This is a genomic window from Streptomyces katrae (assembly GCF_000717655.1).
In the GTDB taxonomy this organism is placed as follows: Bacteria; Actinomycetota; Actinomycetes; order Streptomycetales; family Streptomycetaceae; genus Streptomyces; species Streptomyces katrae_B.
The window spans coordinates 31,968-45,446 of sequence record NZ_JNZY01000009.1 but is presented as its reverse complement, the minus strand read 5'-3'; the positions used below and the strand labels follow the sequence as shown (position 1 = coordinate 45,446).

General features: G+C 72.2%; 12 protein-coding genes. 7 read left to right on the top strand and 5 right to left on the bottom strand.

Going from position 1 to position 13,479, the window contains the following annotated elements; all coding sequences use genetic code 11:
- The first annotated feature begins 78 nt into the window (after positions 1 to 78).
- The 4 genes from gatC to gatB are packed head-to-tail and all read left to right on the top strand — an operon-like array spanning position 79 to position 3,643.
- Positions 79 to 375, top strand: coding sequence for an Asp-tRNA(Asn)/Glu-tRNA(Gln) amidotransferase subunit GatC (gatC, locus tag IF09_RS0112945; protein ID WP_010984178.1), 297 nt, complete (start codon positions 79 to 81; stop codon positions 373 to 375).
- A 5-nt stretch (positions 376 to 380) separates the two neighbouring features.
- Positions 381 to 1,877 carry an Asp-tRNA(Asn)/Glu-tRNA(Gln) amidotransferase subunit GatA gene (gatA, locus tag IF09_RS0112940; RefSeq protein WP_030295078.1) on the top strand — a complete coding sequence of 499 codons (1,497 nt, stop codon included), beginning with the start codon at positions 381 to 383 and terminating at the stop codon, positions 1,875 to 1,877.
- The gene (locus tag IF09_RS0112935; RefSeq protein WP_030295076.1) at positions 1,874 to 2,119 is read left to right on the top strand and encodes a hypothetical protein; all 246 of its coding nucleotides are present in this window, start codon (positions 1,874 to 1,876) and stop codon (positions 2,117 to 2,119) included. Before gatA ends, IF09_RS0112935 begins: the two co-directional genes overlap by 4 nt.
- A 15-nt stretch (positions 2,120 to 2,134) precedes the next feature.
- A complete protein-coding gene (gene gatB, locus IF09_RS0112930) occupies positions 2,135 to 3,643 on the top strand; it encodes an Asp-tRNA(Asn)/Glu-tRNA(Gln) amidotransferase subunit GatB (RefSeq protein WP_030295075.1) in 1,509 nt (502 codons plus the stop codon).
- Between the two features lie 74 nt (positions 3,644 to 3,717).
- On the opposite strand, the gene IF09_RS0112925 is transcribed toward gatB, so the two are convergent.
- From IF09_RS0112925 to IF09_RS0112915, 3 genes are all read right to left on the bottom strand, one after another.
- Positions 3,718 to 5,544 carry a protein kinase domain-containing protein gene (locus IF09_RS0112925; RefSeq protein WP_030295073.1) on the bottom strand — a complete coding sequence of 609 codons (1,827 nt, stop codon included), beginning with the start codon at positions 5,542 to 5,544 and terminating at the stop codon, positions 3,718 to 3,720.
- Between the two features lie 73 nt (positions 5,545 to 5,617).
- The gene (locus IF09_RS0112920) at positions 5,618 to 6,208 is read right to left on the bottom strand and encodes a GNAT family N-acetyltransferase (RefSeq protein ID WP_030295071.1); all 591 of its coding nucleotides are present in this window, start codon (positions 6,206 to 6,208) and stop codon (positions 5,618 to 5,620) included.
- Positions 6,205 to 8,355, bottom strand: a complete 2,151-nt coding sequence (locus IF09_RS0112915) for a penicillin acylase family protein (RefSeq protein WP_078613232.1) — start codon at positions 8,353 to 8,355, stop codon at positions 6,205 to 6,207. Before IF09_RS0112915 ends, IF09_RS0112920 begins: the two co-directional genes overlap by 4 nt.
- A gap of 59 nt (positions 8,356 to 8,414) precedes the next feature.
- Between IF09_RS0112915 and IF09_RS0112910 the strand changes: the two genes are divergently transcribed.
- The gene (locus tag IF09_RS0112910; RefSeq protein ID WP_030295067.1) at positions 8,415 to 9,149 is read left to right on the top strand and encodes a siderophore-interacting protein; all 735 of its coding nucleotides are present in this window, start codon (positions 8,415 to 8,417) and stop codon (positions 9,147 to 9,149) included.
- Positions 9,150 to 9,176: 27 nt separating this feature from the next.
- On the opposite strand, the gene IF09_RS0112905 is transcribed toward IF09_RS0112910, so the two are convergent.
- Together IF09_RS0112905 and IF09_RS0112900 are read right to left on the bottom strand one after the other, a co-directional pair.
- On the bottom strand, positions 9,177 to 9,677 hold the full coding sequence (locus IF09_RS0112905; protein ID WP_030295066.1) for a DinB family protein: 501 nt from the start codon (positions 9,675 to 9,677) through the stop codon (positions 9,177 to 9,179).
- A 70-nt stretch (positions 9,678 to 9,747) separates the two neighbouring features.
- Entirely contained in the window at positions 9,748 to 10,545 is a 798-nt protein-coding gene (locus IF09_RS0112900; protein WP_030295064.1) for a GNAT family N-acetyltransferase, read from the bottom strand.
- A 61-nt stretch (positions 10,546 to 10,606) separates the two neighbouring features.
- Here IF09_RS0112900 and IF09_RS0112895 point away from each other — a divergent pair, with 61 nt between their 5' ends.
- Together IF09_RS0112895 and IF09_RS0112890 are read left to right on the top strand one after the other, a co-directional pair.
- Positions 10,607 to 10,996: a signal peptidase I gene (locus IF09_RS0112895; RefSeq protein ID WP_030295063.1), complete on the top strand. Its 390-nt coding sequence runs from the start codon at positions 10,607 to 10,609 to the stop codon at positions 10,994 to 10,996.
- A gap of 201 nt (positions 10,997 to 11,197) precedes the next feature.
- Positions 11,198 to 13,447, top strand: a complete 2,250-nt coding sequence (locus IF09_RS0112890; protein ID WP_030295061.1) for an MMPL family transporter — start codon at positions 11,198 to 11,200, stop codon at positions 13,445 to 13,447.
- The last annotated feature ends 32 nt before the right edge of the window (positions 13,448 to 13,479 follow it).

The window sequence follows — 13,479 nt, the reverse complement described above, 5'->3', positions numbered from 1 at the left end:
CGGTTTCGTGGGTCCGGCGCCCGGCCCCATAGGATTGGGCACGAAACTACACACTCACCACCCCCAGAGGATCGCTGCATGCCTGGCATCACGCGCGAGGAGGTTGCCCACCTCGCTCGGCTGGCACGTCTGGAGCTCAAGGCCGAAGAGCTGGACCACTTCGCCGGACAGCTCGACGACATCATCGGCGCGGTCGCCCGCGTTTCCGAGGTCGCCGACCAAGACGTCCCGCCGACCTCCCACCCGCTGCCGCTGACGAACGTCATGCGCGCGGACGAGGTCCGACCGTCGCTCACCCCCGAGCAGGCGCTTTCCGGCGCTCCCGCCCAGGAGCAGCAGCGTTTCAAGGTGCCGCAGATCCTGGGGGAGGACTAACAACCATGACTGACCAGATCATCAAGCTCACGGCCGCCGAGACCGCCGAGAAGATCGCCTCCGGCGAGCTCACGGCCGTCGAGGTCACCGAGGCCCACCTGGCCCGCATCGACGCGACCGACGAGAAGGTCCACGCCTTCCTGCACGTCGACCGCGAGGGCGCCCTCGCCCAGGCGCGCGCCGTCGACGCCAAGCGCGAGCGCGGCGAGAAGCTCGGCCCGCTGGCCGGCGTGCCGCTCGCCCTCAAGGACATCTTCACGACCGTCGGGGTCCCGACCACCGTCGGTTCGAAGATCCTCGAAGGCTGGATCCCGCCGTACGACGCCACCCTGACGCGCAAGCTGAAGGAAGCCGACGTCGTCATCCTCGGCAAGACCAACATGGACGAGTTCGCCATGGGGTCCTCCACCGAGAACAGCGCCTACGGCCCCACCGGCAACCCGTGGGACCTCACCCGCATCCCCGGCGGCTCCGGCGGCGGCTCCGCCGCCGCGCTGGCCGCCTTCCAGGCCCCCCTCGCGATCGGCACGGACACCGGCGGCTCCATCCGCCAGCCCGCGTCCGTCACGGGCACGGTCGGCGTGAAGCCCACGTACGGCGGCGTCTCCCGCTACGGCATGGTCGCCTTCTCCTCCTCCCTCGACCAGGGCGGGCCCTGCGCCCGTACGGTCCTGGACGCGGCGCTCCTCCACGAGGTCATCGCCGGCCACGACCCGATGGACTCCACCTCCATCGACGCCCCGGTCCCGCCGGTCGTCGAGGCGGCCCGCAACGGCTCCGTCGCCGGCATGCGCATCGGTGTCGTCAAGCAGTTCGCCGGCGAGGGCTACCAGGCCGGCGTCGTCCAGCGCTTCAACGAGTCCGTCGAGCTCCTCAAGGAGCTGGGCGCCGAGATCGTCGAGCTGGACTGCCCCTCCTTCGACCTCGCGATGGCCGCGTACTACCTGATCGCGCCGTCCGAGTGCTCCTCGAACCTGGCCCGCTTCGACGCCATGCGCTACGGCCTGCGCGTCGGCGACGACGGCACGAAGTCCGCCGAGGACGTCACCGCGCTCACCCGCGAAGCCGGCTTCGGCGACGAGGTCAAGCGCCGCATCATCCTCGGTACGTACGCGCTGAGCTCCGGCTACTACGACGCGTACTACGGCTCCGCCCAGAAGGTCCGCACGCTCATCACCAAGGACTTCGAGAAGTCCTTCGAGCAGGTCGACGTGATCGTCTCCCCGACGACCCCGACCACCGCCTTCGCGATCGGTGAGCGCACCGACGACCCGCTGGCGATGTACCTCGCGGACCTGTGCACCATCCCGACCAACCTGGCCGGCAACGCCGCCATGTCGCTCCCGTGCGGCCTGGCGCCGGAGGACGGCCTGCCGGTCGGGCTGCAGATCATCGCCCCGGCGATGAAGGACGACCGGCTGTACAAGGTCGGCGCCGCCGTGGAGGCAGCCTTCGTCGAGCGCTGGGGTCACCCGCTGCTTGAGGAGGCTCCGTCGCTGTGAGTTCGAGTGCGCTGTCCAAGGCCAAGGGCTTCAAGAAGTCCAAGTCCGGTACGTACCTGTCGATCGGCACCACCGCGTTCGGTGCCATCAGCGTGATCAAGCAGGCCCGCAAGGCCCGCACCGAGAACGACACGCTGAAGCTGGTCGACGCCGTTGTGTCCGCCGCCGCCATCGTCACCGGCCTCGCGATCCTGTACCGCGAGCTGAAGCGCCTCGGCGACGACGACGTTCTGCTGGGCTGAGAGGGAAGTTTCACTGTGACCGTCACCGAACTGCTGTCGTACGAGGACGCCCTCGCGTCGTACGACCCCGTCATGGGCCTCGAGGTCCATGTCGAGCTCGGCACCAAGACCAAGATGTTCTGCGGCTGCTCGACCGAGCTGGGTGCCGAGCCCAACTCGCAGACCTGCCCCACCTGCCTCGGTCTGCCCGGCTCGCTGCCCGTCGTCAACGCGATCGGCGTCGAGTCGGCCATCAAGATCGGCCTCGCCCTGAACTGCGAGATCGCCGAATGGTGCCGCTTCGCCCGGAAGAACTACTTCTATCCGGACATGCCGAAGAACTTCCAGACCTCCCAGTACGACGAGCCGATCGCCTTCAACGGCTACCTCGACGTGCAGCTGGAGGACGGCGAGATCTTCCGCGTGGAGATCGAGCGCGCCCACATGGAGGAGGACACCGGCAAGTCGCTGCACGTCGGCGGTGCCACGGGCCGTATCCACGGCGCGTCCCACTCCCTGCTGGACTACAACCGCGCCGGCATCCCGCTCATCGAGATCGTCACCAAGCCGATCGAGGGCGCGGGCGAGCGGGCCCCCGAGGTCGCCAAGGCGTACGTGGCCGAGCTGCGCGAGGTCATCAAGGCGCTCGGCGTCTCCGAGGCCCGGATGGACAAGGGCCAGATGCGCTGCGACGTGAACCTGTCGCTGCGCCCGACCCCCGAGTCCGAGTTCGGCACCCGCAGCGAGACGAAGAACGTCAACTCGCTGCGCTCCGTCGAGCGCGCGGCCCGCTTCGAGATCCAGCGCCACGCGGCGGTGCTCTCGTCCGGCGGCACGATCGTTCAGGAGACCCGGCACTTCCACGAGGAGGACGGCTCCACCACCGCCGGCCGCATCAAGGACAACGCCGAGGACTACCGGTACTTCCCGGAGCCCGACCTGGTCCCCGTCGCCCCGGCCCGCGACTGGGTCGAGGAGCTGCGCGCCGGCCTGCCCGAGATGCCGCGCGTGCGCCGCAACCGGCTCCGCGAGGAGTGGGGCGTGGGCGAGCACGACATGCAGTCGATCCTCAACGCGGGCGCGGTGGACTCCATCGTCGCCACGATCGAGGCGGGCGCCGACTCGACGGCCGCGCGCAAGTGGTGGATGGGCGAGCTGGCCCGCAACGCCAACGAGCAGGGCGTCGTCGTCGACGAGCTGCCGATCACCCCGGCCCAGGTCGCGCGCGTCGCGGCCCTGGTCGCGGCCGGCGAGCTGAACGACAAGCTGGCCCGCCAGGTCCTCGAGGGCGTCCTCGCCGGCGAGGGCACCCCGGACGAGGTCGTCGAGAAGCGCGGCCTGAAGGTCGTCTCGGACGAGGGCGCGCTCGGCGCGGCCGTGGACGAGGCCATCGCGGGCAACGCGGCCATCGCCGACAAGATCCGAGGCGGCAAGATCGCCGCCGTCGGCGCGCTGGTCGGCGCGGTCATGAAGACGACCCGCGGCCAGGCCGACGCGGCACGCGTCAAGGAGCTCATCCTGGAGCGCCTGGGCGTCTCCGAGTAGCAGCACCCCGCGTACGGCGGCGGCCCCGCACCGGTGTCCGGTGCGGGGCCGCCGTGCGTCCTGAGCCGTTCGGCTCAGCGGGTGAGCTGCGGGGCGGCGATGACGACGGTGCCGTTGTCGCAGCCCATGTCCACCTTGACGCGCAGCCGCAGGGCGTCGGTCACGTCCACCGACTTCGTCGCCGGCTTGCCGAGTTCGACGAGCTCGGAGAAGGCCGCGGGCTTCCCGTCGAGGGAGATGCTGACGCGTCCCTTCTCGTGCGTGGAGCCGTCGTCGATCCCGGCGGTGAACTCCAGGTGCTTCCACTCGCGGTTGAGGTCGAACTCGGTGATCGCCTCGTCGTTGCAGTCGGGGTGCGCGATGAAGGCCGCCCCGTACTGCTTGGTGTTGATCTTCGCGGCTCCGACGGTGAAGTTGCCCAGTCCCGCGATGGGCGTCAGCTGCGTCAGGTCGGCGGCCTTGATGTCCGCCGCGACGCCGCCCGGCTGGGTACCACTGGCGGTGGGGTCGGGTGTCGCCCCCGTGTCCGAACTGCCGCTCTCGCTCTCACTCGGTGAGGGAGCGGGTGCCGGGGATTCCTCCTCCGATGCGGCCGCTTCGGAGGCGGAGCTGCCGCCCTTGCCGTCCGAGGCCTGGGCACCGCCCTTGTCCTTTTCCAGCAGCCGTACGCCGAGCACGGAGAGCGCCGCGATGACCAGGACGGCGGCCACCGAGCACAGGACGAGCCCGGGCCGCCGCCGCTTCGGTGCGGCGGACCCCGGAGGCGGGGACTCGTGCAGCGGGTACGTCGGTCCGTACCCGGCGGGCACGTGCTCCGGCCGGGGCTGCAGCGGGGGCTGCGGCTGGGGCTGCGGCCGGGCGTCCCGGGCGGGCGGGGGCGGTGAAGGGACGGGAGCGGCGACCGGCGTCTGGACCGGCGGCGGGCCCACCGGCTGTGGAGGCACCACCGGCTTCGACGGAACCGGCGCCGGGACCGCGTCCTGCACCGCCCGCTGCGAGGTCGAGGAGGTCGTGGACACGACCGCGTGCCGTACGTCCTTCATCCAGCCGGCCAGGCTGACGGGCCGCTGCACCGGATCGCCCGCGTAGACGGCGGTGATCCGGGCGCGCCGCTCGGCGTCCAGCGCCGCGATCTGCGGCAGCGCCGCCATCGCCCGGGCCAGCTGCTCCGGGGAGTTGGGCGGGGACTCGCCGCTCAGCAGAAAGTACGCGATCGCCCCGAAGGCGTAGCGGTCCGCCGCCGGGGTGCGCTTGCCGTCGAAGACCTCGGGAGCCGCGTACCCCGGCGTGAACCACACCTCCGCCGTCTGGTGGTCCGCGGTCAGCTTGCTGAGCCCGAAGTCCACCAGGGTGGCCTGCCCATGACCGTCCACCATCACATTGCCCGGTGACAGGTCACCGTGGATCACCTGGCGCCCGGACGGGGTGGCCTTCCCGGAGTGCAGCCAGTCCAGGACGTCGGCCAGCTGTTCCAGCGTCCGCATCACCTCGCGCCGCTCGGCGGCGGTGGCGAGGTTCCGTTCGGCGCGCCAGTCGCGCAGGTCGAGCCCGTCGACATGGTTCATCACGAGGACGAGGGCCCGGCCGGTCAGCGTCCCGGACTCCCCCGACCGGTGGATCGGCGGCCCCTCGAAGTGCTCCCGGACGCCGACGACGCCCGGGCGGTGCACGAAGCGCAGGAGCTCGGCCTGCTCGTTCCACTTGCGGCTGATCCGGTCGAACTCGTCGGGCGTGATGGTCGTCTTGGAGTCGAGCACCTTGACGACCACCGGTTCGCTGCCGCCCGCGAGCTCGATCTCCGCGAGATAGAGGACGGCCTCCCCGCCGCGGCCGATCGACCGGAGCAGCCGGTACCGGTCTGCTGCCGCATCCGGCCCGATGTGCAAATCCTGGCTGGTCAATTTCCCCCCAGCGCCGATGCTTTGAGTGGGCATCAGTCTGGCGTGGCCGGAATCACACGGTCAATCGGAACGGTCAGTTTGCCTCGGGGTGGAGGAAGGCGAGGCGGGCCCGCTTGGCCGGCAGGTAGACCTCGGGCAGGTCGATCTCCGGGAGCTCGACCTCCGGGCCGATCACGAAGCCGGTGCGCTCGAGGCGGGCGATGGCCTTCTCGTTGCGGGCGTCCGGCTCGGCGACCACGCGGCGGGTGCGGCCGTCGGACCAGACGAACCCCATGAAGGCGGTCATCAGGGCCGCGCTGAAGCCCTGCTGGGCCGTCCCCCGGGTGGGACCGATCAGCAGGTGCACGCCGGTGTCGCCCGGCTGGACCTCGTAGCACTCGCTGACGCGGTCCTCGGCGCAGTCGTACGTCTGGAAGAGCCCGACCGGCTCGCCGTCTCGGCTGACGATGAACGCGTGGTGCGCGGTGCGTCCGTCGACGTCCTCGTAGATCTCCTGGACCAGCTCGCGGCTGGCCTCGCGCATGCCCCAGAAGCCGGCGCGCTCTTCGGTGACCCAGCCGTGGATCAGGGCCGAGTCGCCGGCCGGGTCGACGGGGGTGATGGTGACGGTGCCGAAGCCCTCGACGAGCTGGGTGTGCACCGGCCGGCGGGTGGAGGTGGTCATCTGGAGGTTTCCTTCGTGAGGCGGGTCCAGTCGGTGACGACGGGGACGAGTTCGCACTGCGCCCAGAACGGCAGCTGGTCGCGGTGGTGGGGTGAGCCGGTGACGCCGTCCGCGCCGAGCGGGACCACCCAGAGGCTGTCCTCGCGGCGGGCCAGGTCCCAGACGTAACGGGCCGACGACGCACGGGCGGTGAGATCGGTGAACCCGGGAACGGTGGAGGTGGCGTTGACGCAGTCGTGGTCGCCGCCGAGGCCGGGCCACTCGGCCTCCGGGCCGGGCAGCGCCGACCAGGGGGCCAGCCGGTGGACCTTCGACCAGGGGGCGTCGGGGCGGGCGGCGGCGGCCGTCTCCTCCAGGGCGGCGCGGACGTGGGCCGCGCGGTCGAGGCCGGGGAGGAGGGTGGTGGTCAGCAGGCCTTCGAGGGCGTAGCCGATCTTCGGAACCAGATACAGCCAGGGGTGGAACACCTCCGGGCCGGAGGGGGCGTCGGCCAGTCCGGCGAAGACGGGGTCGGCGGCGAAGCTGCGTACGGTCGCGGCCCGGAAGGCCGAGAAGACGGTCGCGTCGGTGCTCTCGGCCGCCATGTGGCGGTCCCAGGCGAGCAGCCGGGTGCGCAGCGCGGCAGCCTCGGGGGAGAGGCCGTCGAGGCCGGGCAGCAGGGCCAGCAGCGGCTCGGCGGAGGCCAGGTGGGTGTCCCGGTGTACGTCGGCCATCGCCTTCGGGGTCCAGTCCGCGGAGCCGGAGAGCAGCTCGCGGATCCGGTTGGCGCGGTGCGGGGGCGCGAACTCCACGCCGAACGGCGAGGCGATCCCGCGCGCGTTGGCCATGACGGCGAAGCCCTGCACGGGCTCGGCGGGAGGCTCGGCCCAGCCCTGCCAGGCGTACTGCGGGTCCCAGGCGGGTACCGGGCGCAGCCGGTTGGCCCGGTGGCGCAGCGGGACCGCGCCGGCGACGCGGTGCAGCAGGCCGCCCTCGGCGTCGGCGGCGTGGACGACGTTGACGGGCTCGGCCCAGCCGTCGAAGGCGCGGTCGATGTCGGCGACGGTACGGGCGCGCAGCAGCGCGGGGAGGACGGCGAAGCCGAGGTCTCGGCGGACGCGGGGCGGGTAGCGCAGGGCGAGGGTCTGGCCGCCACCGTCCGTCTCGTCCCGGATGATGACGGGGCCGCGGGCGGTCTCCAGGACCTCGACCTCGACCGGGTCGGCGCCGGCGACGGTGATGGTCTCGGTGTGCCGGGCGACGGGCTCCCATGCGCCGTCGGGGCCGAGGGCCTCGATCACGTCGGGGTCGCCGGGGGTGGTGCGGAGCTGCTCGGCGTACAGGTCCTGGTAGTCGGACATGGCGTTGGTGATCGCCCAGGCGGCGCTGCCGGTGTGCCCGAAGTGGCCGAGGCCGGGGATGCCGGGGACGGCCAGGCCGAGGACGTCGTACTCGGGGCAGGAGAGCCGTATCTGCTGGTACACGCCGGGGTCCTCGATGAACCGGTGCGGGTCGCCCGCGATGATCGCCGAGCCGGTGGCGGTACGGTCGCCGGGGACCAGCCAGCCGTTGCTGCCGGCGGTGCCGGGGCCGTCGGTGGCGAAGAGGGTGACGGCCTCGTCGCCGAGGACGCGGGCCACGCGCTCGCGCCACAGCTTGGTGGCGAAGCCGGCGAACAGGATGTGGGTGGCGATCCAGATGGCGAGGGGGACCCAGGGCTCCCACGGGGTGGGGGTGAGGCCGGTGCGGGCGAACCGCTCGTCGCGGGCGGCGCCTTCGGCGAGGCCGTCGTTGACGCCGTCCACGTACGCCCGGACCCAGGCGGCGGTGTCGGCGTCGAGTGCCTCGTGGCAGCGGCGGGCGGTGTCGGCGAGCCGGGACCGGCGGGCGAAGCCGTCCCAGGCGACGGACTCCGGGCCGAGGAAGGCGGCGCTGGAGCCCTGGGCGCGGTGGCGCTCGACCTCCAGCTGCCAGGCGCGGTCGAGAGCGGTGGTGCGGCCCTGGGCGTAGGCGAGGCTGTGGGCGTCGGCGGCGCGGAGATGGGGGATGCCCCAGTCGTCGCGGTAGAGCTCGAAGGCCTCGTCTACGGAGGCTTCGGCTCCGGTGGCGTCCGCTCCGGCGGCGTTGGCGTCGGCGTCGTCCGCGTTGGTCACAAGGCTCACACTCATCCCCCAGTGCATTAGGTTAGGCTGCCCTAACTATAGGCTCGAGGGAGGGGTGGTCGCACATGGCAGGCGTCGGCAAGGGCTGGGAGGGCGTGGTCCTTCGGCTGCTGCGGGGCAAGGACTTCACGTTCACGGTCACGGGCGCGGAGGACGTCACGGAGCACTACCGTCGGGTGCACGTGACGGACGGCGGACTGCTCGCGGCGGCCGGCGAGTCGCTCCACCCGACGATGTGGGTGCGGCTGTGGTTCGAGAGCGCGGGCAAGCCGCACACGCGGGCGTTCACCCTGGTCGACCCGGACCCGGCGGCGGGCACGTTCAGCCTGGAGTTCGCGCTCCACGAAGGCGCCGCGAGTGCGTGGGCGCGGGACGCGAAGCCGGGCGACACCATCGAGGCCACCGTCCAGGGGACCGGTTTCACCGCCCCGGCGCCCGAACCCGAGCGCCTGCTGGTGATCGGCGACCCGGCCTCCGTCCCGGCGATCAACTCCCTGCTGGACGCCTACCCGCAGACCCCGGCGACGATCTGGCTGGAGACGCAGCACGCCTCGGACGCCGACCTGCCGGTACGGCTGGACCCGGCCCGCCACGAGATCAGGCGGGTCGCGCGCGCGGGCTCGGCGCTGGTGGACCTGGTGAAGGCGCAGCTCCCTGAGCTCGTCGCGGACCCGGCGTCGGCATACGTCTGGCTCGCCTGCGACACGGAGACGACGCGGACGCTGACGGCGTACCTGCGCAAGGAACTGGCCCTGCCGAAGCAGCGCGTGAACGGTCTGGGCTACTGGCGGGCCGCCTGACGGACGTGGGCGGTCCCGCCGGGTGTCTCAGGCTCCGGTGGCGCCGTCGATGGCCTCGCGCAGGAAGTCGGCGTGGCCGTTGTGGCGGGCGTACTCGTGGATCAGGTGGAGCATGACGAGGCGCAGCGAGGCCTCCTCCTTCCAGCTGGGCACGTACGCCGTCACGTCGAGGGACTCGGCGGCCGCCTCGATGCGGCGGGCGTGCGCGACCTCCGCCTCCCAGGCGGCGAACGCCTCCTCGCGGGTGGCGCCGGAGGCGTCGTAGGCTGCCTGGAAGTCGTGGGTGTCGGACCAGAGGTGGGGAAGCTCCTCGCCGTTCAGGGTGCGGCGGAACCAGTGCCGCTCGACCTCGCCCATGTGCCGGACCAGGCCCAGCAGGGAGAGGGCGGACGGCGGTGACGAGGGGCGCCGCAGCTCCTCGTCGGTGAGGCCCTCGCACTTCCAGGCGAGGGTGGCCCGGTGGTAGTCGAGGTACGCGCGCAGCGTCTCGCGCTCGTCGCCGGTCAGCGGGGGTCCCATGCGTTCCATGGGGTGATCATGCCGGGAAGCCGCCGGGACCGGAAGACCGGCGGGCAGGTGGGCGGGCTTGCCGGGGTGGTTACGCGGTTCCGGTCCAGACGTACGGAACCGTCTTGCCCAGGCGAGTGAAGCCGAGGCGTTCCAGGATGGGGCGGCTGTCGTCCGACGCGTCCACCTGGAGATGGCGGATGCCGCGCTCCGCTGCGATGCGTGCCCGGTGGGCGACCAGTAGGCGGTAGATGCCCCGGCCGCGCCACTCAGGGAGGGTGCCGCCGCCCCAGAGGCCCGCGAAGGAGGAGCCCGGACGCATCTCCATGCGGGCCGCGCTGACCGGGATGTCGCCGGCCATCGCCACCACCGCCGCGATGGTCTCCGGCTCTTCCTCCAGCAGGGTGAGCAGCAGGTGCCGGATCCCCGGGCGCTCCGTTCCGAAGGCCTTCGCGTGGACGTCCATCATCAGGTCGACGCCCGCCTCGTCCGTCACCACCCGCAGGGTGATCCCCTCCGGCGGATCCACCGGCAGTGCGGCGAGCTCGTCCACCCGCCCCACCAGCAGGGTCTCGGCCGGCTCCGGGACGAAGCCCGCCGCGCGCAGCCGGTCCCCGAGATCCGCCGGCCCGTCGTGGTCGTACAGCTTCCACTCGAAGTCGCCGGCCCCGCGCCCCGCGAAGTACGCCACCTGCGCCGCGATCTCGGCGTCCGCCGTCTCCTCGTCGAGGTCCGACCAGAGCACGCCGTTCCACCCCGGGCCGGGCGCGGTCTGCCGTACCACCGCCCCCACCCGTTCCACCCTGGCCTCGGCGGCGTCCGGCAGCGCGTCGCGGCGCATCTCCCGGTCGTACCGGTCCCGTACCTTCAGCAGTTCGTCAGGATCCATCGTCATCGGCCCAGCTCACCAATTGTCCGCCCGCCCGCACAACTGCATTAGCCTCACCCCCGTGAACGACGACTCCATCTACACCGGCAAGGCCACCCCGGACGCCGCCACCGACCGCGGCTGGCTGCTCGGCCACTTCAAGGACCCCGCCGATCCGCGCCACAGCAAGGACGTGGAGATCAAGTGGGGAGTCCACCCGAAGGGCGACGAGCGGGCCCAGTGGGTGCGGGGCGAGGAGCGCACCGCGCTGCAGGTGCTGATCAGCGGGCGTTTCCGGCTGGAGTTCCCCGGCCGGACGGTCGTCCTCGCCGAGCAGGGGGACTACGTCGTCTGGGGCCGCGGAGTCGACCACTCCTGGTACGCGGAGGAGGACGCGGTGGTCCTCACTGTCAGGTGGCCCTCCGTCCCGGGCTACCGGGCCGACGAGCCGGACGGCCCGTCGAGCGGATGACCTTGGTCCCGCACCGCTCCGCGCCCCTGTGACGATGCACACGAAAGGGGCCAACGATCACGAAACGCTGGGATCGTGGCGGTGTATACCTTCTTGGCCGAATCCCGGGGCGATCCCCCGGGCCGCCGGCCTTCACGAGTTCCAGTGTCTTTGCGTCGGGCAGCTCCCGGTGAAGATCCGAACCACCAGGGAGCACGTCCGTTGGCAGCGATCGCACGGTGGTGCCTGCGGCACCGGCTGGTAGCCGTTCTCCTGTGGCTGCTCGCGCTCGGCGGCACCGCCGCGGCGGCAGGGACCGCCGGATCGGCGTTCTCCAACGACTACGAGGTCCCCGGCACCGAGTCCAGCCGCGCCCATGCCCTCCTCCGGGCGGGCTTCCACGGCCACGGCGGTGACACCGACACCATCGTGTGGCGGGCCCCGGAGCATCAGAGCGTCCGTACTCCCGACGTCGAGCAGCGCATGACCGAGGCACTCGACGCCATCGCCGCGCTCCCCGGGGTCGGTTCGGTGGCCGGCCCCTACGGAGCCGGGCCCGAGAGCGCCGCGCAGATCAGCCCCGACGGGCGCACCGCCTTCGCCGTGGTGACGTTCGACCGGCAGGCCGACTCCGTGCCCAAGGCGCAGGCAGAGGCCGTCGTCGACGCCGCGAAGAACCCCACCACCGAGGCGGACGGTCTGCAGGTCGAGCTCGGCGGCCGGGCGATCGCCCTGACCGAGGCGCCCACCGCGCACGTCGCCGAGGTCATCGGCGTGGCCGTCGCGGCCCTCGTCCTCTTCCTGGCCTTCGGCTCGCTCGCCGCGAGTCTGCTGCCCATCGCGACCGCCCTGGTCAGCGTCGGCACCGCCTACTTCGGCATCACGCTGCTCGGGCACGCCATGCCCGTCGCCGACTTCGCGCCGATGCTCGGCACCCTCGTCGGGCTCGGCGTGGGCATCGACTATGCGCTGTTCATCGTGACCCGGCACCGCAAGGGCCTCATGCGCGGCCTGCCCGTCGAGGAGGCGGCCGAGCGGGCCGTCGCCACCACCGGCCGGGCCGTCGTCTTCGCCGGGGCCACCGTCTGCATCGCGCTGCTCGGCATGCTGGTGCTGCGGCTGAACTTCCTGAACGGCGTCGCGATAGCCGCCTCCCTCACGGTGGTGCTGACGGTCGCCGCCTCGGTCACGCTGCTGCCCGCCCTCCTCTCGTACATCGGCATGCGCGCCCTCTCGCGCCGCGAGCGCCGCAGGCTCGCGGCCGAGGGCCCGCGGCCCGAGACGCCCACCGGGTTCGCCGCCCGCTGGTCTGCGTTCGTGGAGCGGCACCCCAAGCCGCTCGGCGCCGTCGCGGCGCTGGTCATGGTGGTGCTGGCGCTGCCCACCTTCTCCCTCCACCTGGGCACCTCCGATCAGGGCAACAACCCGGCCGGTTCCACCACCCGGCAGGCCTACGACCTGCTCGCCGACGGTTTCGGGCCCGGCATGAACGGCCCTCTCACCGTCGTCTCCCGCCTCGACGGCGCGGGGGACCGGCTCGCCGTCGACCACCTGGCCGAGGCGCTCCGGACGACCGGGGGCGTCGCCGCCGCCGGCCCGGCCGTCTTCAACCGGAGCGGGGACACGGCCGTCGTGACGGTCGTACCGGATTCCGCCCCGCAGTCCCGGGCCACGAGCGAGCTCGTCACGAAGCTGCGCGAGGACGTCATCCCGGGCGCCGGGCGCGGCAACACCATGGACGTCCACGTCGGCGGTGTGACCGCGGGCTACGACGACTTCGCCGACGTCATCGTCGGGAAACTGCCGCTGTTCGTCGGGGTGGTGATCACCCTCGGCTGCGTCCTCCTGCTGCTGGCCTTCCGCTCCCTCGGCATTCCGCTCAAGGCAGCCGCCATGAACGTCGCGGCCGTCGCCTCCTCCTTCGGCGTCGTCGTCGCGATCTTCCAGTGGGGCTGGGGCAGCGAGCTGCTGGGCCTGGGCAGCGCCGGCCCGATCGAGCCCTTCCTGCCGGTGATCATGGTGTCCGTCCTGTTCGGACTGTCCATGGACTATCAGGTGTTCCTGGTCAGCCGGATGTACGAGGAGTGGCTGGAGACGGGCGACAACCGGCGGGCCGTGCGCGTGGGCCTCGCCGAGACCAGCCGGGTGATCAACTCCGCGGCGGTCATCATGATCTCCGTCTTCCTGGCCTTCGTGCTCAGCGGCGACCGGATCATCGCGATGTTCGGCATCGCGCTCGCCGCGGCCGTCGCCCTCGACGCCTTCGTGCTGCGCACGCTCCTCGTCCCGGCGCTGATGCACATGCTCGGCGGCGCCAACTGGTGGCTGCCCGCCTGGCTGGACCGACGGCTGCCCAAGATCAGCATCGAGCCCCCCGAGTGCCGTCCGCATGCGACACTTCCCGCGCAGCGACCCGGTGCCGGCTCCGCCACGAGCGAGGACGGCGCCGAGCCCGCCACAGCATCCCGGTGATCCGGCAACGCGCCGTATGAGACCCAAGGAAG

Coding starts and splice junctions, on each gene's coding strand:
- gatC (WP_010984178.1), top strand. CDS start 79: ATGCCTGGCATCACGCGCGAGGAGGTTGCCCACCTCGCTCGGCTGGCA.
- gatA (WP_030295078.1), top strand. CDS start 381: ATGACTGACCAGATCATCAAGCTCACGGCCGCCGAGACCGCCGAGAAG.
- IF09_RS0112920 (WP_030295071.1), bottom strand. CDS start 6,208: ATGACCACCTCCACCCGCCGGCCGGTGCACACCCAGCTCGTCGAGGGC.
- IF09_RS0112915 (WP_078613232.1), bottom strand. CDS start 8,355: ATGAGTGTGAGCCTTGTGACCAACGCGGACGACGCCGACGCCAACGCC.
- IF09_RS0112910 (WP_030295067.1), top strand. CDS start 8,415: ATGGCAGGCGTCGGCAAGGGCTGGGAGGGCGTGGTCCTTCGGCTGCTG.
- IF09_RS0112905 (WP_030295066.1), bottom strand. CDS start 9,677: ATGGAACGCATGGGACCCCCGCTGACCGGCGACGAGCGCGAGACGCTG.
- IF09_RS0112900 (WP_030295064.1), bottom strand. CDS start 10,545: ATGGATCCTGACGAACTGCTGAAGGTACGGGACCGGTACGACCGGGAG.